The organism is Allosphingosinicella sp. (assembly GCF_046295735.1).
Classification (GTDB): Bacteria; Pseudomonadota; Alphaproteobacteria; order Sphingomonadales; family Sphingomonadaceae; genus Allosphingosinicella.
In genome coordinates this window covers 26,544-45,986 of the sequence record NZ_JBKBMQ010000019.1, presented here as the reverse complement: position 1 = coordinate 45,986, position 19,443 = coordinate 26,544, and the positions used below count along the sequence as shown (strand labels likewise).

At 68.7% G+C, this 19,443-nt stretch carries 21 protein-coding genes, 2 tRNA genes and 1 pseudogene; 8 read left to right on the top strand and 16 right to left on the bottom strand.

What is annotated here, in order from left to right:
- Positions 1–96: 96 nt before the first annotated feature.
- Together ACK4K7_RS15460 and ACK4K7_RS15455 are read right to left on the bottom strand one after the other, a co-directional pair.
- Positions 97–1,236: a tyrosine-type recombinase/integrase gene (locus ACK4K7_RS15460; RefSeq protein WP_431867370.1), complete on the bottom strand. Its 1,140-nt coding sequence runs from the start codon at positions 1,234–1,236 to the stop codon at positions 97–99.
- Between the two features lie 737 nt (positions 1,237–1,973).
- Positions 1,974–3,356, bottom strand: a complete 1,383-nt coding sequence (locus ACK4K7_RS15455) for a cryptochrome/photolyase family protein (RefSeq protein ID WP_431867372.1) — start codon at positions 3,354–3,356, stop codon at positions 1,974–1,976.
- A 230-nt stretch (positions 3,357–3,586) separates the two neighbouring features.
- On the opposite strand from ACK4K7_RS15455, the gene ACK4K7_RS15450 reads away from it, so the two are divergent.
- From ACK4K7_RS15450 to ACK4K7_RS15435, 4 genes are all read left to right on the top strand, one after another.
- The gene (locus tag ACK4K7_RS15450; RefSeq protein ID WP_431867368.1) at positions 3,587–4,549 is read left to right on the top strand and encodes a manganese catalase family protein; all 963 of its coding nucleotides are present in this window, start codon (positions 3,587–3,589) and stop codon (positions 4,547–4,549) included.
- Positions 4,550–4,560: 11 nt separating this feature from the next.
- The gene (locus ACK4K7_RS15445; protein ID WP_431867366.1) at positions 4,561–4,773 is read left to right on the top strand and encodes a hypothetical protein; all 213 of its coding nucleotides are present in this window, start codon (positions 4,561–4,563) and stop codon (positions 4,771–4,773) included.
- A gap of 123 nt (positions 4,774–4,896) precedes the next feature.
- Positions 4,897–5,724: a ZIP family metal transporter gene (locus tag ACK4K7_RS15440; protein ID WP_431867365.1), complete on the top strand. Its 828-nt coding sequence runs from the start codon at positions 4,897–4,899 to the stop codon at positions 5,722–5,724.
- 113 nt (positions 5,725–5,837) lie between these two features.
- Complete coding sequence (locus ACK4K7_RS15435) at positions 5,838–6,263, top strand: DUF3775 domain-containing protein (protein WP_431867364.1); 426 nt, start codon at positions 5,838–5,840, stop codon at positions 6,261–6,263.
- Between the two features lie 15 nt (positions 6,264–6,278).
- Here ACK4K7_RS15435 and ACK4K7_RS15430 read toward each other — a convergent pair whose 3' ends face one another.
- Positions 6,279–6,785, bottom strand: coding sequence for a 2'-5' RNA ligase family protein (locus tag ACK4K7_RS15430; protein WP_431867362.1), 507 nt, complete (start codon positions 6,783–6,785; stop codon positions 6,279–6,281).
- Positions 6,782–8,698, bottom strand: coding sequence for a potassium transporter Kup (locus tag ACK4K7_RS15425; RefSeq protein ID WP_431867361.1), 1,917 nt, complete (start codon positions 8,696–8,698; stop codon positions 6,782–6,784). Before ACK4K7_RS15425 ends, ACK4K7_RS15430 begins: the two co-directional genes overlap by 4 nt.
- Before the next feature lie 147 nt (positions 8,699–8,845).
- Between ACK4K7_RS15425 and ald the strand changes: the two genes are divergently transcribed.
- On the top strand, positions 8,846–9,946 hold the full coding sequence (gene ald / locus ACK4K7_RS15420; RefSeq protein WP_431867360.1) for an alanine dehydrogenase: 1,101 nt from the start codon (positions 8,846–8,848) through the stop codon (positions 9,944–9,946).
- A gap of 98 nt (positions 9,947–10,044) precedes the next feature.
- Positions 10,045–10,269 carry a DUF3072 domain-containing protein gene (locus tag ACK4K7_RS15415; protein WP_431867358.1) on the top strand — a complete coding sequence of 75 codons (225 nt, stop codon included), beginning with the start codon at positions 10,045–10,047 and terminating at the stop codon, positions 10,267–10,269.
- 16 nt (positions 10,270–10,285) lie between these two features.
- Here ACK4K7_RS15415 and ACK4K7_RS15410 read toward each other — a convergent pair whose 3' ends face one another.
- The 7 genes from ACK4K7_RS15410 to ACK4K7_RS15380 are packed head-to-tail and all read right to left on the bottom strand — an operon-like array spanning position 10,286 to position 15,064.
- The gene (locus ACK4K7_RS15410) at positions 10,286–10,918 is read right to left on the bottom strand and encodes a tetratricopeptide repeat protein (RefSeq protein WP_431867357.1); all 633 of its coding nucleotides are present in this window, start codon (positions 10,916–10,918) and stop codon (positions 10,286–10,288) included.
- The gene (locus tag ACK4K7_RS15405; RefSeq protein WP_431867355.1) at positions 10,918–11,337 is read right to left on the bottom strand and encodes a cytochrome c-type biogenesis protein; all 420 of its coding nucleotides are present in this window, start codon (positions 11,335–11,337) and stop codon (positions 10,918–10,920) included. Before ACK4K7_RS15405 ends, ACK4K7_RS15410 begins: the two co-directional genes overlap by 1 nt.
- Positions 11,334–11,861: a DsbE family thiol:disulfide interchange protein gene (locus tag ACK4K7_RS15400; RefSeq protein ID WP_431867353.1), complete on the bottom strand. Its 528-nt coding sequence runs from the start codon at positions 11,859–11,861 to the stop codon at positions 11,334–11,336. Before ACK4K7_RS15400 ends, ACK4K7_RS15405 begins: the two co-directional genes overlap by 4 nt.
- Complete coding sequence (locus ACK4K7_RS15395; protein ID WP_431867352.1) at positions 11,858–13,780, bottom strand: heme lyase CcmF/NrfE family subunit; 1,923 nt, start codon at positions 13,778–13,780, stop codon at positions 11,858–11,860. The genes ACK4K7_RS15400 and ACK4K7_RS15395 overlap by 4 nt, the downstream gene beginning before the upstream one ends.
- Positions 13,777–14,217: a cytochrome c maturation protein CcmE gene (ccmE, locus tag ACK4K7_RS15390; protein WP_431867350.1), complete on the bottom strand. Its 441-nt coding sequence runs from the start codon at positions 14,215–14,217 to the stop codon at positions 13,777–13,779. Before ccmE ends, ACK4K7_RS15395 begins: the two co-directional genes overlap by 4 nt.
- Positions 14,214–14,345, bottom strand: coding sequence for a heme exporter protein CcmD (gene ccmD / locus ACK4K7_RS15385; protein ID WP_431867349.1), 132 nt, complete (start codon positions 14,343–14,345; stop codon positions 14,214–14,216). The genes ccmE and ccmD overlap by 4 nt, the downstream gene beginning before the upstream one ends.
- On the bottom strand, positions 14,342–15,064 hold the full coding sequence (locus ACK4K7_RS15380; RefSeq protein ID WP_431867348.1) for a heme ABC transporter permease: 723 nt from the start codon (positions 15,062–15,064) through the stop codon (positions 14,342–14,344). Before ACK4K7_RS15380 ends, ccmD begins: the two co-directional genes overlap by 4 nt.
- 118 nt (positions 15,065–15,182) lie before the next feature.
- Here ACK4K7_RS15380 and ACK4K7_RS15375 point away from each other — a divergent pair, with 118 nt between their 5' ends.
- Entirely contained in the window at positions 15,183–16,100 is a 918-nt protein-coding gene (locus tag ACK4K7_RS15375) for a DMT family transporter (RefSeq protein ID WP_431867346.1), read from the top strand.
- Positions 16,101–16,103: 3 nt separating this feature from the next.
- Here ACK4K7_RS15375 and ACK4K7_RS15370 read toward each other — a convergent pair whose 3' ends face one another.
- Together ACK4K7_RS15370 and ACK4K7_RS15365 are read right to left on the bottom strand one after the other, a co-directional pair.
- Positions 16,104–17,153 carry a Glu/Leu/Phe/Val family dehydrogenase gene (locus tag ACK4K7_RS15370; protein ID WP_431867344.1) on the bottom strand — a complete coding sequence of 350 codons (1,050 nt, stop codon included), beginning with the start codon at positions 17,151–17,153 and terminating at the stop codon, positions 16,104–16,106.
- A 30-nt stretch (positions 17,154–17,183) separates the two neighbouring features.
- Positions 17,184–17,260 (bottom strand) — tRNA-His (locus ACK4K7_RS15365).
- 98 nt (positions 17,261–17,358) lie between these two features.
- Between ACK4K7_RS15365 and ACK4K7_RS15360 the strand changes: the two are divergent.
- Positions 17,359–18,327: pseudogene (locus ACK4K7_RS15360) on the top strand (LLM class flavin-dependent oxidoreductase); the annotation flags it as partial.
- Positions 18,328–18,569: 242 nt separating this feature from the next.
- Here ACK4K7_RS15360 and ACK4K7_RS15355 read toward each other — a convergent pair.
- From ACK4K7_RS15355 to ACK4K7_RS15345, 3 genes are all read right to left on the bottom strand, one after another.
- Positions 18,570–18,728: a hypothetical protein gene (locus tag ACK4K7_RS15355; RefSeq protein WP_431867343.1), complete on the bottom strand. Its 159-nt coding sequence runs from the start codon at positions 18,726–18,728 to the stop codon at positions 18,570–18,572.
- A gap of 121 nt (positions 18,729–18,849) precedes the next feature.
- Positions 18,850–18,924: transfer RNA gene (locus tag ACK4K7_RS15350), tRNA-Val, on the bottom strand.
- Between the two features lie 137 nt (positions 18,925–19,061).
- Entirely contained in the window at positions 19,062–19,337 is a 276-nt protein-coding gene (locus ACK4K7_RS15345; protein WP_431867341.1) for an HU family DNA-binding protein, read from the bottom strand.
- Positions 19,338–19,443 lie beyond the last annotated feature (106 nt).

Sequence of the window (19,443 nt, the reverse complement as noted above, 5' to 3'; positions counted from 1 at the left end):
CGGCCCGATCAATGCCCACTCGTCATCCGTAAGACCAATCCACTCGCCCAACGCCGCCTCCAAAAGGAAGCTTTGAATCAACCTGCGAGTCCCCCGTCAAGCTTTGTCCACGAAACCTAGCGCACGTCGCTTTTCAAAAAAGTCGGTGCGCCGGTAGGCTGCCTCAACCGTGTTCGGCACCTTGTGTGCCAGCGCTTTCTCGACGATCTCCTTAGCGACGTTCGTCTGCTCCGCGGCCCAATCCGCGAAGCTGCTCCGGAACCCGTGCACCGTGATCCCCGCGATGCCCATGTCACGCAGCGCCTTGAGCATGGTGACATCGCTGATCGCGCGCGCCCCGTAATGCGTGAAGATCAGCCGCCCCGGCTTCACCTCGCCGTCCAGCACGAGCTGCTCGTCCCGAAGGCGCCTCATCAGCGCCACCGCAGCCGGAGCGAGCGGAACAACGTGCGGCTCCTTCATCTTCATCCGCTCGGCCGGGATCGACCAGACAGCCTTGTCCAGGTCGAACTCACCCCAGACGGCGTTCCGCACCTCGCCGGAACGGGTCGCGGTCAGCACCGTCAGCTTCAAGGCATCCCGGCCCACTGTGGGCGTGAGCGCCATCAACTTCTTCATGAACGCCGGCACATCCTTGTATGGCATGGCCTGCCGGTGCTGCACCTGACGCGTCTGCCGCGGCAGACCCTTGCGGACCGAGCGAAGCGACACCGGCTGCGCGATCATGCCCTTGATGTGCGCATAGTCCAGAACCGCGCCGATCCGCTGCAGGATCTTCCTCGCCGTGTCGGGGATGGTCAACCAGATTGGCTCCATCACGCTCAAGGCAGCCTTGCTGTCGATCGCGTCGATCGGCTTGGAACCGATCAGCGGGAACACATGGTTCTCGAAGCTCGCAATCCAGGAGGCGTTGCGTCGATCCTTCCAGCCCTTGCGCAGCGACTCGTAGCATTTGCGGGCCACCACCTCGAACGTCGGCCGGCTTGTGCGGCTGGGCCGCTTCAGCCCGCGCTGCTCGACCGGATCGAGCCCGGCCCGGACCATCTTCCGTACCTCCATGGCGGCGACGCGAGCCTCGGCGAGCGACACGTCGTGGATCGGGCCGAGCCCGTAGTCGCGGCGGCGGCCCTTATGCTGGTAGCGCAGCATCCATGAGCGGGTGCCGCTTGGCTGAACGATGAGGTACAAACCGTGCAGGTCGGCGTGCTTGCCGGGACCTGCTTTCTTTACCTTCAAGGCAGTGAGAGGCATGGTTGGATTTCCCAAAAATCTGAAGCCACGCTCTTTCCAACGGAATGATCGCGAAACAGCGGAACAACCCGGGACCGAGCGGCACCAGGGTCACCTTCCAAGTCTCATGATTTCAATAGGTTGAGACGGTGTTGGGCGCCGTGGGGCATCCCTCTTCTGTTCGTAGGGGTCACCAGCAAATCAAGCGTTTAGCCTACTTTGCCAAGTGGCCGTCTCATGCCTGCTCCAAAACCTCGGTTCTGATCGCAGCAGCTCATCAACTGCTTGTTTGGCAAAGATTGCCCGCACCTCCCGGTCAACTGCACGGCGGGCATTCCGGAAGATGGCGCTGCGGCTTGTCGCTCCCGCATCGAACCAGGGGTCATCTCACCTCCGCTGATCGAGTTCGCGGTCAAGGCCCGCCGAGCCTATGCCCCGCCTCCTGGAATCCGGTGAGAGCGGACGCCTTCGGCTGGAGCCAGACAGACACTTCCCGCTTTCGTTCACGCATTGATGCGCTGCGTCAGCGCCCGAGCGGCACTGGCGCGCGCTTGGAGAGCGCCTTCGACTGGATCGGCAGGACGCGGTTTCGTCGTCGCTCCCGGCGTGCAGGTCCGCGCCCCGGGCATGCCGCACCGGTGGCACGACGTGCCGTCCCCGCCGGGAGCTTCGCGCTTACGCAGACCTAGATCGACTCGTCGGAGGCTCCGCTGCGCAAGTAAAAGCGAACCGGCGAGCGGCCTTCAACCCGCACAAGATGGCTGTGCGCGGAAGCCGGCAAAAGCGGTGAGAGCGCGGTCGCGGGCGGCGGCGTGGGGGATGATCGGCGGGGGATAGGCCGCTGGGCGGTCGGGACCTGGGTCGTGGATCGTCTCGTCGGTGAGCGCTTCGAGTTCGGGGACCCAGCGGCGGATATAATCGGCGGCGCCGAATTTGCGGGACTGCAGCGTCGGCGCCATGATGCGGGCGAACGGTTGGCTGTCGATGCCGGTGCCGGCGATCCACTGCCAGTTCTGGCTGTTGTTGCCATAGTCCGCGTCGACCAGCGTGTCCCAGAACCATTCGGCGCCGCGCCGCCAGTCGATCAGCAGATGCTTCACCAGGAAGGAGGCCGCGATCATCCGCACGCGGTTATGCATCCATCCGGTCGCCCAGAGCTGGCGCATGCCCGCATCGACGATCGGATATCCGGTCCGTCCCCGGCACCAGGCGCGGAAGTCGGCGTCCGCGTCGGCGCCGGTGCGCCACGGGAAGGCTTCGAAGCGCGCCGCGCCCGCCCGCTCGCCGACGGCGGGCTGCGAAAGCATGACGTTGCGGGAGAAATCGCGCCAGGCGAGCTCCTTGCGGAACTTCTCACCGCCCTCGCCCGACAGCCCGTGCCACACCCGCCGCGGCGACAGTTCCCCGAGATGAAGGTGCGGCGAGAAGCGGCTGGTCCCCTCCTCCCCCGGCCGGTCGCGAAGCGCCGCATAATGTCGCGCTTCGTCAGCGAACAGGTCGAGCCGCTCCAGCGCGGCCGCTTCGCCGGGATGCCAGTCCGCCGCGAAGCCCGCCGCCCAGTCGGGGCGGGTCGGCAGCAGCCCCCAGCTCCGAAGCTCCTCGCCGCCGGGCCAGCGCTCCGGGCGCGCGATCCGATCGGGCGCGGAGGTCGGTGCCGGCGGCGGGAGTTGCTCCTGCAGGGCGCGCCAATAAGGCGTGTAGATCTTGTACGCCCCGCCGGCGCCGGTGCGCACCTGTTCCGGCGGCACCAGCACGTCGGCTGGGTGGAGCACGAGGTCGCAGGCGGCGGCGAGTTCCGCTTCGGCCGCACGCCACCAGGGCTCGTAATGGCGCACCGCGTGGATGCGCGCGCCGCCAAGCTCGGCCGAGAGCGTCGCCAGCACCGTCGCCGCTTTCCCCCGCCGCAGCACCAGGCCCGAGCCGCGCCGCTCCAGCGTCTCGGCCAGCCGCGACAGGCTGTGGTGCAGCCACCAGCGCTGGGCAGCGCCGATCCGCCAGCGGCCGGGCGTCTCGTCGTCCAGCACATAGACCGGGACGACGGGCCCCTCTCCCGCCGCCCGCGCGAGCGCCGGCTGGTCGTCGAGCCGCAGATCCTGCCGGAACCAGACAATGGAAGGAGCGGACATCATGCTGCAATGCCCCGAAACAGATGCCGTTCCGCGGCTTGAGCGGCGCGCGGATTTCGTCGCCTGATAGCCGATCGCGCGCCGCGGTAAACAGGGCCGAAGACGCGGCCGCGATGGACCCACACGACTCCCGGCGGCTTTCGGGCCGTTCGCCCCGGATCGGCGCGGCGCCGGGAACGATCGCCGAGGCCGCCGCTTTGCCTTGCCATCCATTTGAAAGGAGCGGCAAAATGTTCATGCACAACAAGCGGCTGCAATATACCGTCAGGGTTTCCGAGCCGAACCCGAAACTCGCCTGCATGCTGCTGGAGCAGTTCGGCGGCGCGGACGGCGAGCTGGCGGCGGCGATGCGCTATTTCACGCAGGGCCTCGCCGAAGAGGATCCCGGCCGCAAGGACATGCTGCTCGACATCGCGACCGAGGAACTCAGCCATCTCGAGGTGATCGGATCGATCGTCACCATGCTGAACAAAGGCGCCCGCGCCCAGCTCACCGAACAGCAAAGCAGCGAGGCCGAGCTCTACCAGATGATCGGCGCCAGCGGGACCAGCGCCAAGGAGGCGATCCTGTTCGGCGGCGGTCCCGGGCTGATCGACTCCGCCGGCGTTCCCTGGACCGCCAACTATATCGACAGCCGCGGCGAGCCCACGGTCGACCTGCGCTCCAACATCGCCGCCGAGAGCCGCGCCAAGATCGTCTACGAGCGGCTGATCGGCATCACCGACGATCCCGGCATCAAGGAGGCGCTCGGCTTTCTGATGACCCGCGAGGTCGCCCACCAGAAATCGTTCGAGAAGGCGCTTTACGCCATCGAGGACAATTTCCCGCCGGGCAAGCTGCCGGGGGTCGAGGCCTATGCGAACATGTACGTCAACGCCTCGCAGGGGGAAGGCGACATGCGCGGGCCGTGGAACAGCGGCGACCAGTGGGAGACGGTCGACGACCTCAACCAGGTCCTGCCCGCCGATCCCGGAGGCGACGGCACGGCGAGCGTCGGCCTCGGCCCGAGCGATGCCGGCGCGCTCCAGATGATGACGGCGCGGCTCAAGTCCGATCCCGACGCCGATCCGATGACGGGAGCTGATCTCGGCGCCGGCCCCGGCGCCGGACGCACCAGCAAGGGCGATCAGGGCGGCGCCAGCGACATCCACAGCGCGTCGCGACGCGCCGACAGCCTGACCCCGGCGGAATGAGGAGACGGCGCATGGCGAGGACCTTGAGCGAACATCTGGAAGGACGCGGCGCCCGCCGCGCGGGGCTCGTACTGCTCGGCGTGGCGGCGGGTCTCGGCGCGACCGGCTTGTTGAAGGCGGGGCGGAAGGGCTTCGCGTCGCTGCGGACCGTCACCCACCGGAGCGGGACACCCGATCCCTCCTACCGGCCGGCGGCGGACCCGGCGGCCGGCCGCGCCGCCTGAGCCGCCTGAACCGCCGGGGCTGACTGCCCGGCAGGAACCGATACCGGCCGCGCCCGTGCCGCGCGGCCGGCGTCGTTCCACAAAAAGCGCAACAGACACGTTGCGGTTGCGGCGGCTGCCGCTATGCGCGGGGAAGGCCACCTTCACTCGGCCGGGAGAGCGCAACTGGACTGGCAACTGATCCTTCTCGCGACGTTCGCGAGCGGCCTTGCGGGCCTCGCCACCGCCGGCGGCGCCCTGCTGATCTACGCCGTCCCCCGGAAGCGGCTGGAACAGATCGAGCATCCGGCGCTCGGCTTCACCGCCGGGGTGATGCTCGCCGCGTCCTTCTTCTCGCTGATCCTGCCGGGCATCGAGAGCGCGACGGAGGCGGGAATGCCGCTGCGCAGCGCGGCGGCGATCGTGGTCGGCGCCCTGCTTGCCGGCGGCGCCGTCATCTTCCTGATGAAGCGCTACAGCCCGCCGTTCGAGAGGATGCTGCTCAACCCCGCCGACATCGAGCCGGACCGGGCGCGGCGGATCTGGATCTTCATCGCCGCCATCATCCTCCACAACCTCCCCGAAGGCCTGGCGGTCGGAGTCAGCTTCGGCGGCGGCGACATCGCCAACGGCACCGCCACCGCCATCGGCATCGGGCTGCAGAACGTGCCCGAAGGCCTCGCCGTCGCCCTCCTCGTGCTGTCGCTCGGCTATCGCCGGTCGACCGCGCTCCTGGTCGCCCTGCTGTCCGGGCTGGTCGAGCCGCTGATGGGCTTCGTCGGCATCGCGATGGTCAGCATGGCCTCGGCCCTCCTGCCCTGGGGCATGGGCTTCGCCGCCGGCGCGATGATCTACGTCGTCACCGCCGATATCATTCCGGAGACCCACCGCAAGGGCAATGCCGACCGGGCCAATGCCGGGCTGATGATCGGCCTCGCGGTCATGCTGTTTCTCGACATCACGCTCGGCTGATCCGCTTCTCCGACGAACGGCGTCCCGAAAGCCGCGCCGATTTCGGCCGTCGCGGCAGCCGGAACCCGCCGCTCCGCCTGTCGTTTCGGATGCCAAGTCAATGGAGAGGAACAATGGAACTGCTGACACCGCTCGAAACGCTGTGCCGCCTGATCCTTCGGGCGCGCGAGCTCGAGGCGCAGGTTCCGGCCCTGGATCCCGACGAGGATCCGGACAATGTCGACGACATCGACGACGGCGAGGACGATCAGGCGCTGTCCGCCCTGCAGGACGAACTCAACAGCGGCGTCGAGGAAGAGATCACGGCGATGCTCGACGACCTCGCCGACGATCAGCTCGCCGAGACGGTGGCGCTCGCCTGGGTCGGGCGCGGCACCTATGACGTCAGCGAATGGGAGGACGCCTGCGCCGAGGCCAACGAGCTCGACCCCGAGGAGGCGATCGACGAGCTGATGGAGATGCCTCTGCTCGCCTCTCACCTGGAGGCCGGCCTCGCCGCCTTCGACTATAGCTGCGAAGGCGTCGGCCAGAACGACTGACCGGCCGGCCGCCGCTCAGCCGCGGAAGACATGCGTCTTGAGCGGCTCCCACGGGCCGCCGAGATAGCACCAGGAGGCGAGGCCGCGGATCGCGAGCGGGCGCGGCTGGAAGGTGGCGCGCAACTGCTGCTGCAGCTGCCTGGCCTCGCGCGGCTCCACCTTGTTCTGGATGGTGATGTGGGGCCGCCAAGGGGCCTGGTCCTGCGGCGTCAAGAGTCCGCGCAGCGCTTCCGCCAGCTCGGCCCGCATGTCCTCCAGCGCCTCGCTGTCGACGCGGAGCGCCGTGCCGCGGCCGAGATCGAGGATGCCGGTCAGCGTCGCCCGTGGTGGCGGCAATGCGGCGAAGCCGGCGAGGCGCTGCGACAGCTCCCGCTCGACGCCCGGCGGCAGATGGTGGAACAGGGTCAGGTGCGCCGGCACGCGGTTGAGCTCCGGCGGGTAGTGCTTGCGGCGCAGTTCCTGCAGCCAGCCATTGTCGCCGTCGCCGAAGACCGCCGTGACGATGATCGGCGCGCCGCTCATATCTCGACCTGACTGCCCAGCTCCACCACCCGGTTGGGTGGCAGCCGGAAGAATTCCATCGCGCTTTCCGCGTTGCGCAGCATCCAGGAAAAGAGCTTCTCCCGCCACAGCGGCATGCCCGGCCGCGCCGACGGCAGCAGCGTCTGGCGCGAAAGGAAGAAGCTCGTTTCCATCATCTTGAACGCCGCGCCGCATTGGACGGTGTCGAGCGCCTTCGGGATGTCGGTGTCCTGCATGAAGCCGAAGCGGAGGATCAGGCGGAAGAAGCCGTTGCCGAGATCGGTGAGGGCGCAGCGCCTTTCCTCCTCGACGTAAGGCACGTCCTCGATCTGAACGGTGAGCAGCAGCACCCGTTCGTGCAGCACCCGGTTGTGCTTCAGATTGTGGAGCAGCGAGTGCGGCACGCCTTCGGCCGACGTCGTCATAAAGACGGCGGTGCCCGGCACGCGCGCCGCGCTGGTCGCGGCCGACTTGATGAAGACGCCGACCGGTATCGCCGCCTCGCGCATCCGGTCGCGCATCAGCTGCCGGCCCCTGGCCCAGGTGGTGAGCAAGGTGAAGATGACGAGCCCGACCGCCAGCGGGAACCAGCCGCCGTCGGGGACCTTGGTGAGGTTGGCCGCGAAGAAGGCGATGTCGACGACGAAGAAGACGGCGAGCAGCGGCACCGCCAGGATCGGCCGCCATTTCCAGACCGAGAAGATGACGACGGTGAGGAGGCAGGCGTCGATCAGCATCGCGCCCGTCACCGCCACGCCGTAGGCGGCGGCGAGGTTGGAGCTGTTCTGGAAGAACAGGACGAGCAGGATCACCATCACCATCAGCGCCCAATTGATCGCCGGGATGTAGATCTGGCCGTGGGCGGAGGCGCTGGTGTGGAGGATCGACAGGCGGGGGATGAAGCCGAGCTGGATCGCCTGCTGGGTGACGGAGAAGGCGCCGGAGATGACCGCCTGACTGGCGATGATCGTCGCCGCCGTCGCGATGAAGACGAGCGGCAGGCGGAACCATTCGGGGGCGAGAAGATAGAAGGGGCTGGAGATCGCGCCCGGATCGGCGATCAGCAGCGCCCCCTGCCCCATGTAATTCAGCATCAGCGCGGGCAGCACGAACCAGATCCAGGCGATCCGGATCGGTCGGCGGCCGAAATGGCCCATGTCGGCGTAAAGCGCCTCGCTGCCCGTCACCGCCAGCACGACCGACCCGAGCGCCAGGAAGGCGAGCCACTGGTCGATGATGAAGAAGTTCAGCGCATACCAGGGGTTGAGCGCGAACAGGATGGTCGGATCGCCCGCGATGCTGGCAATGCCGAGCACCGCCAGCGTCAGGAAATAGATGCCGACCACCGGCCCGAACAAAGCGCCGACCTTGGCGGTGCCCTTCCGCTGGATCAGGAACAAGGCGATGAGAATCGAGATGGCGATCGGGACGACGAGCGGCGCCAGCCCCTCCTCCACCACCGTCAGCCCCTCGACCGCCGACAGGACGGAGATCGCCGGGGTGATCATCGAATCGCCGTAGAAGAGCGCGCAGGCGAACACGCCCAGCATCATGATCCCCGCCGACCAGCGCATGTTCGATCCGCCCTTGCGGGAGATGAGCGCGAGGAGGGCGAGGCTGCCGCCCTCCCCCTTATTGTCGGCGCGGGTGAGGATGGTCACATATTTCAGGGTGACGATCAGCATCATCGCCCAGAAGATGAGCGACACGACGCCGAACACGTGGATACGGTCCACGGCCAGCGGATGGTGGCCGGCGAACGTCTCGCGAAAGGCGTAGAGCGGGCTGGTGCCGATGTCGCCGAACACGACGCCGATCGCCAGCATGGTGAGCCTGGCGACGCTCGCCTGCCGCGCGTGGTGACCCGCCGGCCGGTCGCCCGGCTGCATGGGAAGAGCTGAATTGTCGGCCATGAAACGGGAAGCGGAAACGCCCCTCCAAAACGCCCTGCCCCGGCAAGGCGGCGGGCGCATTAGCACCGGCCTTATGCATGCGCAACAGCGACAAATGCGGATCGGCCCGCTATAGGCGCGCGCACAACAGATTCACGGAGCCCTAACATGCGCGTCGGCGTGCCCAAGGAAATCAAGGTTCATGAATATCGGGTGGGTCTCACCCCGGCATCGGTGGCGGAGCTGGTCGCCGCCGGCCATGACGTCATCGTGGAGACGAAGGCCGGAACCGGCATCGATTTTGACGACCAGGCCTATGTCGATGTCGGCGCGACGATCGCGGCCGACGCCGCCGAGGTCTTCGCCAAGTCCGACATGATCGTGAAGGTGAAGGAGCCGCAGGCGCAGGAAATCGCGCTGCTCGAATCGCGCCACACGCTGTTCACCTATCTCCACCTCGCCGCCGACAAGCCGCAGGCCGAGGGGCTGATGAAGTCGGGCGCGACCTGCATCGCCTATGAGACGGTGACCGCCCACGACCGCTCGCTGCCGCTGCTGAAGCCGATGAGCGAAGTGGCCGGCCGCATGTCGATCCAGGTCGGCGCGCACTATCTCGAGAAGGAGCAAGGCGGCCGCGGCGTGCTGCTGGGCGGCGTGCCCGGCGTGGCGCCGGCGCGGGTCACGATCCTCGGCGGCGGCATCGCCGGCGTGAACGCCGCGCAGATGGCGGTCGGCATGCGCGCCGACGTTACCATCTACGACATCTCCAACGCTCGCCTCGCCGAGCTCGACATGTTCTTCGGCAGCCAGATCAAGACGGCCTACGCCTCGAAGGCGGCGGTCGCCCATGCCGTCGCCAATTCGGAGCTGGTGATCGGCGCGGTGCTGATCCCGGGCGCCGCCGCGCCCAAGCTCGTCACCCGCGACATGCTGCCGACGATGAAACGCGGCAGCGTGCTGGTCGACATCTCGATCGACCAGGGCGGCTGCTTCGAAACCTCGCGGCCCACCACCCACAGCGACCCGGTCTACGAGATCGACGGCGTCATCCATTATTGCGTGGCGAACATGCCCGGCGCCGTCGCCCGCACCTCGGCCTTCGCGCTCAACAACGCCACCCTGCCCTTCGTGCTGAAGATCGCCAACCAGGGCGCGGACGCCGCGATGGCGGCCGATCCGCACCTCGCCAACGGCCTCAACGTCTCGGGCGGCAAGATCCGCCACAAGGCCGTGGCCGAAGCGCTCGACCTGCCGTTCGAGGCGGCGTGAGCCGAAAAGCCCCTCTCCTTCGGGAGAGGGGCGCCCGGTCCGGAACATAGGCGGAACACGGCCGTTGAGGGGACGAATGTTCCTTCAAGGGTAAGCCGATGTCCGACACCGACAATCCGAAGACCACCGCGCCCGGCAACGCCGCCAAGGACCCCGACGATTGGGTAACCGGCGACGAGTCCATGACCGGCGCGCAGGCCTCTTATCTGAAGACGCTGAGCGAGGAAGCGGGCGAGGCGTTCGACCCGGACCTCACCAAATCCGAGGCTTCCAAGAAGATCGACGCGCTTCAGGAAAAGACCGGGCGCGGCCTCGATCACTGAGCCCGTGCGCCGGGCTTCAGGGCCGCCGTCCGGCGGCGCGCGCGCGATCGATCACCTGAAGGCGCTCGGCGAGCACGCGGTGCCATTCCGAATCCTCCGGCGCGCGCGCGAGCAGGTCCCGCCAGATCGCCTCGGCTTCCTCCACCTCTCCCGCCTGCGCCAGCGACAGGCCGTAGAAGAAGGGCGGCGCCGGATGATCGGGCGCGAGCCGCGCCGCGCGCTGGAAGGCGAGGTGCGCCGCCGGGCTCATCAGCCCGTCGGCATGCAGGACCAGCGCGTTGCCGAGGCCGATCCACAGGATGGCATTCTCCGGATACCGCCGCAGCGCGTTGCGGATCAGGCCGACCGCGCCGCGCGTGTCGCCGCGCCGCTGATAGCTCTCGGCGATGGTGAGCCACGAGCCCGCCGCGTCGAATCGGCCGAGAAGTTCCGGCCGCAGTTCGGCGAACTCGCTGTCCGCGGCGGCAGCGGAGGCGGCGGCGGGCTTGGGCCGCCCTTCCATCGTCGGCCGACCTTGCCAGACATAGCCCGCCAGCGCGAACAGGAGCGATGCCGCCAGAAGCTGCAGCCCCGCGCGGTCGAACCGGCCGACCCGCCAGAGAACGAGGCCGGTGACCAGCCCCATGGCGATGATGATCGCCCAGCCCATCAGCCGCGTCCTTTCCGCCGGAATCGGCCGCGCGCCAGGAAAATGCCGAGCAGGACCAGCAGCACCGGCGCCGCCCAGAGCGGCCAGGTGATCGGCGAAACCGGCGGCGCATAGCTCACCCAGGCGCCGTAGCGGTCGATCAGCCAGGCGCGAATCTCCTCCGGCCGCTCCCCAGCCGCGATCCGCCGCCGCACCAAAGCCCGCATGTCGCCGGCCATTTCGGCGTCGCTGTCGGCGATCGACTGGCCTTGGCAGACGAGGCAGCGCAGCGTCTCCATCAGCGCCGCCGCCTGCGCCTCCTGCCGCGGGTCCGGCAGCTGGGTGTAGGCGTAGTCGGCGGGCGGCAGCCGCGAGTCCGCCGAAGCGGAAGCCGGCACCGACAGCGCCAGGCAGATCGCGGCGATGCGAAACACCCTCATCGCGCCGCCTCCCACGCCGCCAGGATGTCCGCCACCTGCGCGTCGTTGATGGCGCCGATATGCTGATATCGGATCACGCCCTGGCCATCGATCACGAACGTCTCCGGAACCCCGGAGGATCCGAGCGCCATCTGCACCGAACTGTCCACGTCGGACCCGATGCGCGCGAAGGGATCGCCATGGCGCTCGAGAAAGCGGGCGATGTCTTCCGGTCGGTCGCGGATGGCGATCGCGTCGATCGGAACGCCCCGGCGTGCGATCGCCAGCAATTGCGGCGCTTCCGCGATGCAGGGAATGCACCAGCTGGCGAAGATGTTGAGGATGCGCGGCTCGCCCGATCCGAAGTCCGAACTGGCGAGGGCGGGTTTCTCCGGCACGGCCTGCGGCAGCGCGAATTGCGGAAGCTCCCGCCCGATGAGGCGCGATTTCACCTGACGGTCGGAGGGCGCGTAGAGGCCGATCGCGACGGTGCCGAGGAAGATCGCGAACAGCGCAAGCGGCAGCCAGAGCACCAGGCGCTTCATTCCAGAGCCTCCTTGCGGGTCCGGCGCTCGCGCAGCACCCGCCCGACCAGCGACAGCGCGCCGCCGATCGCGACCAGGATGCCGCCGAACCAGATCAGCGTCACGAACGGTTTCCACCAGAGCCTCAGCTGCCAGCGGCCGGTCTCGTCTTCCTTGCCGAGCACCGCGTAGAGCTGCCCGTCCCAGCGCGTCGCGAGGGCGGCTTCGCTGGTTTCGGTCACCGGGCTCGAGAACATCCGCGCCTGCGGCCGCATCGCGAAGCTGGGGCCGTCACCGCGGCGGGCAGTGAGCTGCGCCTCGAGCGCGGTCCAATTGGGGCCGGCGACGGGCTCAACGGCGTCGAAGCGCACGGTGAACGGGCCGATCTCGCTCAGCTGGCCGATCTCGGCCGCGACCAGTTTCTCCTCGGTGAAGGCGGCTTCGAACGCCATGCCGGCCATGCTGACCGCGATGCCGAGATGCGCGACCACCATCCCCCAGATGAAGAGCGGCGTGCGCCGCAGGTTGCGCTTCCACAGCGGCGCGACGCTCGCCGCGCCGACGCCGAAGGCGAGCCCGAGGCCGAGCAGCGGGAGGATGCCCGTGCCCGGCGCCGCGACGAGCACGGCGATAAGGGCCGCGACGGTGAGCAAGGCGGGAAAGGCGATGCGGCGGGCAAGCTCCAGCGCCCGGTCCCGCCGCCATTTGAGGAGCGGCCCGGCTCCCATCACCGCGACGAGCACCAGCGCAAGCGGCCCGGCGGCGGTGTTGAAATAAGGCGGGCCGACGGACAGCTGCTCGCCGGTCGCCGCCTCGATCGCGAGCGGGTAGAGAGTCCCCACCAACACGATGCCGAGGATCGCGGAAAGGAGCAGGTTGTTGAGAACGAGCGCGCCTTCGCGGCTCACCGGCTCGAAGGTCGCGCCTTCCCGCACCGTCCCGATCCGCAGCGCGAACAGGAAGAGCGCGCCGCCGATGTAGAGCACGAGCAGGCCGAGGATGAAGGCGCCGCGCTGCGGATCGACCGCGAAGGCGTGGACCGAGGTGAGGATCCCGGAGCGCACCAGGAAGGTGCCGACCATCGACATCGAGAAGGCGACGACCGCCAGCATCACCGTCCAGGCGCGCAGCCCGTCCCGGGTCGCCAGCACCGTCACCGAATGGAGCAAAGCCGTCGCCGCGAGCCAGGGCATCAGCGACGCATTCTCCACCGGATCCCAGAACCAGTAGCCGCCCCAGCCGAGCGTGTAATAGGCCCAGTAGGATCCGGCCACGATGCCGATGGTGAGGAAGATCCAGGAGAAGAGGACCCACGGCCGCATCGCTCGGGCGAAGGCGGGCCCCACGTCGCGCGTGATGAGCGCGCCCACCGCGAAGCTGAACGCCACCGACACGCCGACATAGCCGACATAGAGCGTCGGCGGGTGGAAGGCGAGGCCGGGGTCCTGAAGCAGCGGGTTGAGCCCCCGTCCTTCCATCGGCGCGGGATATGCGCGGGCGAACGGATTGGAAGCGAACAGCAGGAAGCCGTAAAAGCCGATCGCGATCGCCGCCTGCGCCGCCAGGGTCGCGATCAACGTGCGCTGCGCCAGCGTGCGTTCGAACAGGGCGACCGCGCCGCCCGCCAGGGCGAGCACCGCCACCCAGAGCAGCATCGATCCTTCGTGATTCCCCCAGGTGCCGGCGAATTTATAGAGCCAGGGCTTGGCCGAATGACTGTTCGCGACAACCAGCTGGACCGAAAGGTCGGTGCGCAGAAACAGGAGGATGAGGATCAGGAAGGACAGGCCCGCCAGGGCCGCCTGCGCCGCCGCCACCGGACGCACGGTGCGCACGAGCGCCTCGCCCCCCGGTCGCAGCGCGGCGGCGGCGAGCATCAGCTGCAACAGCGACAGCGCCGCCGCGATCCACAGGGCCGCGAGGCCCGCTTCGGCCATCATTCCAGCGTGTCCGTCTTGTGCAGCCCGGCCTGGCGGGAGAGTTCGGGCGGCATGTAATTCTCGTCATGCTTGGCGAGGATCTCGCTCGCGACGAAGGTGCCGTCGGGCTGGAAGCGGCCGTCCGCCACCACCCCGCTATTCTCCTTGAACAGATCGGGCGTGATGCCGGTGAAGCGCACGGGGATGGTCGCGGCGCTGTCGTCGAAGACGATGAAGTCGATGGTGACGCCGTCGGGATGACGGCTGATCGACCCTTCCCGCACCATGCCGCCGATCCGCACCGCCCGATCGAGCGGCAGGCCTTTGCGGGCGACGTCCGCCGGCGCGTAGAAGAAGGCGGCCTGGTCGCGCAGCGCCGACATGCCGAGCAGCACCGCGCCCAGCATCGCCACCACGGCGATGATCAGCAGGGTCAACCGCTGGTTCTTCGCCTTCATCGGCCGCGCCCCAATTCGTCCGCCGCACGCTCGGCGCGGCGCATCGCCGACCAGCTCCACAGCACCAGCGCGGCGACCGCGAGAAAGGTGAGCCCGTAGGAGGCGAGGATGAAAGGCCAATGGTTCACGGCCGCGCCATCCTCTTCATCCGTGCCTCGACCTTGTTGCGGGCGAGCTCGGCCCGCATCCGCATCAGCACCACGGCCCCGAACAGGAGCGAGAAGCCGAGCGCCGCGCCGAGCAGCGGCCACAGCATCGAAGGATCGATGGTGGAGCTGCGCCGGATGAAGCTGATGCTCTGACCCTGGTGGAGCGTGTTCCACCAGACGACCGAATAATGGATGATCGGCAGGTTGATCGCGCCGACCAGGCCGAAAATGGCCGTGATCCGCCCCTCGCCGCCTTTCTCCCGCTCGGCGTCCGCCAGCGCCATATAGCCGATGTAGAGGAACAGGAGGACGAGCATCGACGTCATCCGCCCGTCCCATTCCCAATAGGTGCCCCAGGTCGGCCGGCCCCAGAGCGAGCCGGTGACGAGGCAGATCGCGGTGAACGTCGCGCCCGGCACCGCGAGCGCCCGCCCTGCGACCGCGGCCAGCGGGTGACGCCAGACGAGCTGCATCGCGCTCGCCACCGCGATCCCGGTCCATCCGCCCATGCCGAGCCAGGCGGCGGGGACGTGGACATACATGATCCGGACGCTCTCCCCCTGGAGATAATCGGGCGGCGCGGCGAACAGGCCGACGCCCAGCGCGAGCGCGATCAGCGCCGCGCCCGCCCAGCCGAGCCATGCGGTCAGCGGGCGCGCGAGTTTCAGAAAACGAGCGGGATTGGCGTAGATATGCATGGGATGAACGCTGTCTAGCGAAGCGGAACGGCGCGGGAAAGCAAATGCGTACTTTTCCGGAGGCCACTGGCGCCTGTCGGCTTGCCCTTTGATGAACCGCGGCCCAAGTGGGTCGCGGATGCCCGCTCCCGCCGCCTCCCCGCCGACCGAGAACCGAAGGCTCGGCATCCTGCTGAGGATCGGCGCGACCACCTGCTTCGCCTTCATGGCCGCGATGATCAAGCTCGGCTACGAAGCGGGCGTGTCGACGCCGGAGCTGGTCTTCTACCGCTTCGCGCTCGGCCTGCCCCCGCTGCTCGTCTGGATCGCTTGGAGCGGCAATTTCGGCGCGTGGCGCACCCGGCGGCCGGGCGCCCATGTGCTGCGCGCCACGATCGGCCTCACGGCGATGGTCCTCGCCTTTTCCGCCCTGTCCTATCTGCCGCTCGCCGAGGCGACGACGATCGGCTTCGCCGCCCCCTTGTTCGCCGTCGCGCTCTCCGCTTTGGTGCTGAAGGAGCCGGTCGGCCGCCACCGCTGGAGCGCGGTCGCGGCGGGCTTCATCGGCGTTCTGATCGTCATGCGGCCCGCGGGTGAGAATCTGCCGACGATCGGCCTCGCGCTCGCCGTCGCCGCCGCCTTCGCGGTCGGCTGCGTCACCATCGCCATCCGCCAGATCGGCCGCACCGAAGGCACGCAGACGACCGTGCTCTGGTTCACGTTCATCTCGATCCTGCTGGCGGGCGCGCTGATGCCCGTCTTCGCGCAGGGCCACGCGCCGCGCACCTGGGCGATCCTGATCGGGCTCGGCTTCTTCGGCGGCACCGCGCAGCTGCTCCTCACCGCGTCGCTGCGCTTCGCCCCGATCCCGGTGATCGCGCCATTCGATTATTCGCAGCTGCTCTGGGCGGTGCTGCTCGGCTGGGCGATCTGGGACACGCAGCCGCCGCCCAGCACATGGGCGGGCGCCGCCGTGATCATCTTCAGCGGCCTCTACACCTTGTATCGCGAACAGCGGCTCGGGGTCGCCGTGCGGCGGCGCCCCGAGGAAATATGAGCGTCAGCCGCGGCCGATCTTGCGCTGGGCCATGTCGTCGGCGACCGCGGCCGGGTTGCGGCCGGTGGCGGCGCTCTCGTCCCAGATCGCCTCGAGCCGGCCCGGGATGCGCTCGATCCGCTCCCTGACCTTCGCCTCGTCGCCGTCGCCGAGATATTCGGAAGCGACGTTGATGATGCCGCCGGCATTGATGACATAGTCCGGCGCGTAGAGGATGCCGCGCCCATCGACGCGGTCGCCGTCCGCCGCGGTCGCGAGCTGGTTGTTGGCACCGCCCGCGATCACCGGCACGCGAAGCTCGGGGATGGTGCGCTCGTTGAAGATCGCGCCGAGCGCGCAGGGCGCCAGCACGTCGGCCTCGATCGCCAGGATGTCGCGCGCGGCCACCGTCTTGCCGCCGACCTCGTCGGCGAGCGCCTGGGCGCGATCCGCCGCGACGTCCGCGACCGTGATGCGGGCGCCGTCCGCCGCCGCCAGCCGGGCGAGGCCGCCGCCGACGCTGCCCGCGCCCTGGATCGCGATGTGGAGGCCCGACAGGCTGTCCTTGCCGAGCGCGCGTCGAACGGCGGCGCGAACGCCCAGGAAGACGCCGTAGCTGGTGTGCGGGCCGGGATCGCCGCCGACGGCGCCCTCGGCGACCGGAAGGCCGGAGACGTACTTCGTCTCCTTCGAGATCGCGACCATGTCGGCCACGCTCATGCCGACATCCTCGGCGGTGACGTAGCGGCCGCACAGCCCGTCGACGGCGCGGCCGAAGGCGGCGAGCATCTCGGGCGTCTTGGTGTGCGCCTCGTCGGCGAGGATCACCGCCTTGCCACCGCCGAGCGGCAGATCGGCCATCGCATTCTTGTAGCTCATGCCGCGCGACAGGCGCAGCGCGTCGGCCACCGCCTGGCCCTTGTCGGCATAATGCCAGAAGCGGGTGCCGCCCGCGCCCGGCCCGAGATGGGTGGAGTGGACGGCGATGATCGCCTTCAGGCCCGAATTCCGATCGGTGACGAAGTGCACGACCTCATGGTCGTCGAAATCGGGGAAATCCCAAGGCGACTGCATGTGCGAATAGTCCTGAATTGTGGGTGCGGGTGGGGCGATCGACGGGACTTGAACCCGCGACCCTCGGTACCACAAACCGATGCTCTAACCGACTGAGCTACGATCGCCACTGCGCGCAAGGTGCGGAGCGCACATAGGAGCGGCGGGGGCGCGGCGTCAAGGCGCGATGGGTGGCGCCTCGGCCGGCGCCTCCCATATCCTTCTCATGATCCCACTTTCCATTCTCGACCTCGCCCCGATCGTCGAAGGCGGCGACGCGGGCCAGGCGCTCCGCAACGCCCGCGACCTCGCCCGCCACGGCGAGGCGCTCGGCTACCGCCGCTTCTGGATGGCCGAACATCATTCGATGCCCGGCGTCGCCAGCGCCGCCACCGCCGTCGCGCTCGCTTATGTCGGCGCAGGCACCTCGCACATCCGCATCGGCGCGGGCGGCATCATGCTCCCGAACCACAGCCCGCTGGTGATCGCGGAGCAGTTCGGGACGCTCGAATCGCTCTTTCCCGGCCGGGTCGATCTCGGCCTCGGCCGCGCGCCCGGGACGGATCAGGCCGCTGCCCGCGCCCTGCGCCGCAACCTCGACGGCGGTGCCGACCGGTTCCCGGAGGATGTCCTCGAACTCATCGACCATTTCGCGCCCGCCGATCCGGAGAAGCGGGTCCGCGCCATCCCCGGCGAAGGGCTCGACATCCCGGTCTGGATCCTCGGCTCCAGCCTGTACGGGGCGCAACTGGCGGCGATGCTCGGCCTGCCCTACGCCTTCGCCTCCCACTTCGCGCCGCAGGCGATGATGGAAGCGATCCGGCTCTACCGGGAAAGCTTCCGCCCCTCCCCCGCGCTCGACAAGCCCTATGTCATGCTCGGCTTCAACCTGTTCGCGGCCGATACGGACGAAGAGGCGCAGCTTCTCGCGACCTCCCTGCAACAGGCCTTCGTCGCCTTGCGCCGCGGCCGGCCCGTGCCGCTCCAGCCCCCGGTCCCGGAGTTCCTGCACAGTCTGCCGCTCGCCGAGCGGACGATGCTCCAGCAGCTTTTCTCCTGCTCCGCGATCGGCGGGGCGGAGACGGTGAAGCGGCAGATGGAGGCGTTCGTCGAACGCACCGGCGCGGACGAGCTCATCGTCACGTCGCAGATCTACGACCATCGGGCGCGGTTGCGATCGTTCGAGATCGCCGCCCGCCTGTTCGGCCAGGAACCTGCCGCGCCTTCGCTCGCTACAGCCGCGAAGGAGCAGGACGACATGGCCGAAGACCGCGAGAAGATCAGCACGGGACCCAACGAGCGGGCCGTGAACGAGCCGATCGCCGGCACCGCGCCCGGCATACCCGACGACGCGCGCGGCCCCGGCGAGGAACTGCCGGAGCCGCCGAGCGACGAGGAGGTGAGGCGCACCGCCGAGCGGCTGGGCGCCAAGCTCGACTAGGCTGCCGCTTGGTCGCGCACCGCCGCGTGGGCGCGCGAGTCGAACAAGCGTGCGAGTTCGAGGTGCAGCGCGCGCGCCTTGTCGCTGAACGCGGCGTCGGCCGCCGCCCGCTGCTCATCGGCCCGGCGGGCGAAATAGATATGATCCTCTTCCATCGATCCTCCCCATAACGGCGACTCGCGACGGCGCCGTGACAATCGGCAAACGGATGGCGTGGCCGGTTTCATCCGCGGCCGCGGGCTCAGCGGGTCAGTCGAGTCGGAAAAGGGGAAGGCGTGGTGGGCGCGGCAAGGATTGAACTTGCGACCCCTGCGGTGTGAACACAGTGCTCTACCACTGAGCTACGCGCCCACGCCTTGAGAAGAACGCCGCCCGGCGTGGTGTTCCGGGCAGGGAAGCCGGCAAATGGCGCCGGACTGCGCCGCGGTCAATAGGGCGGCGCCGGAAATCTGTCCAGCGCTTCCCGTATCGCCGCGCCGCTACTGGCCTCAGGCGTTGACCGCGTCCTTCAGGCCCTTGCCTGCCTTGAACTTCGGCTGGGTGGATTCCTTGATCTGCATCGGCTCGCCGGTGCGCGGGTTGCGGCCGGTCGACGCCTTGCGCCGGGAGCAGGTGAAGGTACCGAAGCCGACGAGACGGACCTCGTCGCCGCGCTTCAGCGCGTTGCTGATCGAGTCGAAAACGGCCTCCACGGCCTTGCTCGCATCGCCCCGGTTGAGCCCGGTCGTGTCGGCGACCTGCCCGATTAACTCCTGCTTGTTCATCTCTCCCGAACCCCTGTTACTGTGACTCGGCGCGCACGCCGGAACCTCCTTTTAAGAACAGGAGCCGCGCGAGAGTCAAAAGGAAAGGCGCACGTTCCCTAGGGTC

Bases quoted from the DNA above. Each gene is read 5' to 3' on its own strand.
- ACK4K7_RS15425 (WP_431867361.1), bottom strand. From the start codon at position 8,698: ATGGCCGACAATTCAGCTCTTCCCATGCAGCCGGGCGACCGGCCGGCG.
- ACK4K7_RS15440 (WP_431867365.1), top strand. From the start codon at position 4,897: ATGCGCGGGGAAGGCCACCTTCACTCGGCCGGGAGAGCGCAACTGGAC.
- ald (WP_431867360.1), top strand. From the start codon at position 8,846: ATGCGCGTCGGCGTGCCCAAGGAAATCAAGGTTCATGAATATCGGGTG.
- ACK4K7_RS15395 (WP_431867352.1), bottom strand. From the start codon at position 13,780: ATGATGGCCGAAGCGGGCCTCGCGGCCCTGTGGATCGCGGCGGCGCTG.
- ACK4K7_RS15410 (WP_431867357.1), bottom strand. From the start codon at position 10,918: ATGGGCTGGGCGATCATCATCGCCATGGGGCTGGTCACCGGCCTCGTT.
- ACK4K7_RS15415 (WP_431867358.1), top strand. From the start codon at position 10,045: ATGTCCGACACCGACAATCCGAAGACCACCGCGCCCGGCAACGCCGCC.
- ACK4K7_RS15450 (WP_431867368.1), top strand. From the start codon at position 3,587: ATGTTCATGCACAACAAGCGGCTGCAATATACCGTCAGGGTTTCCGAG.
- ACK4K7_RS15445 (WP_431867366.1), top strand. From the start codon at position 4,561: ATGGCGAGGACCTTGAGCGAACATCTGGAAGGACGCGGCGCCCGCCGC.
- ACK4K7_RS15380 (WP_431867348.1), bottom strand. From the start codon at position 15,064: ATGCATATCTACGCCAATCCCGCTCGTTTTCTGAAACTCGCGCGCCCG.
- ACK4K7_RS15405 (WP_431867355.1), bottom strand. From the start codon at position 11,337: ATGAGGGTGTTTCGCATCGCCGCGATCTGCCTGGCGCTGTCGGTGCCG.
- ACK4K7_RS15455 (WP_431867372.1), bottom strand. From the start codon at position 3,356: ATGTCCGCTCCTTCCATTGTCTGGTTCCGGCAGGATCTGCGGCTCGAC.
- ACK4K7_RS15355 (WP_431867343.1), bottom strand. From the start codon at position 18,728: ATGGAAGAGGATCATATCTATTTCGCCCGCCGGGCCGATGAGCAGCGG.
- ACK4K7_RS15375 (WP_431867346.1), top strand. From the start codon at position 15,183: ATGCCCGCTCCCGCCGCCTCCCCGCCGACCGAGAACCGAAGGCTCGGC.
- ccmE (WP_431867350.1), bottom strand. From the start codon at position 14,217: ATGAAGGCGAAGAACCAGCGGTTGACCCTGCTGATCATCGCCGTGGTG.
- ACK4K7_RS15345 (WP_431867341.1), bottom strand. From the start codon at position 19,337: ATGAACAAGCAGGAGTTAATCGGGCAGGTCGCCGACACGACCGGGCTC.
- ACK4K7_RS15435 (WP_431867364.1), top strand. From the start codon at position 5,838: ATGGAACTGCTGACACCGCTCGAAACGCTGTGCCGCCTGATCCTTCGG.
- ACK4K7_RS15430 (WP_431867362.1), bottom strand. From the start codon at position 6,785: ATGAGCGGCGCGCCGATCATCGTCACGGCGGTCTTCGGCGACGGCGAC.
- ACK4K7_RS15400 (WP_431867353.1), bottom strand. From the start codon at position 11,861: ATGAAGCGCCTGGTGCTCTGGCTGCCGCTTGCGCTGTTCGCGATCTTC.
- ACK4K7_RS15370 (WP_431867344.1), bottom strand. From the start codon at position 17,153: ATGCAGTCGCCTTGGGATTTCCCCGATTTCGACGACCATGAGGTCGTG.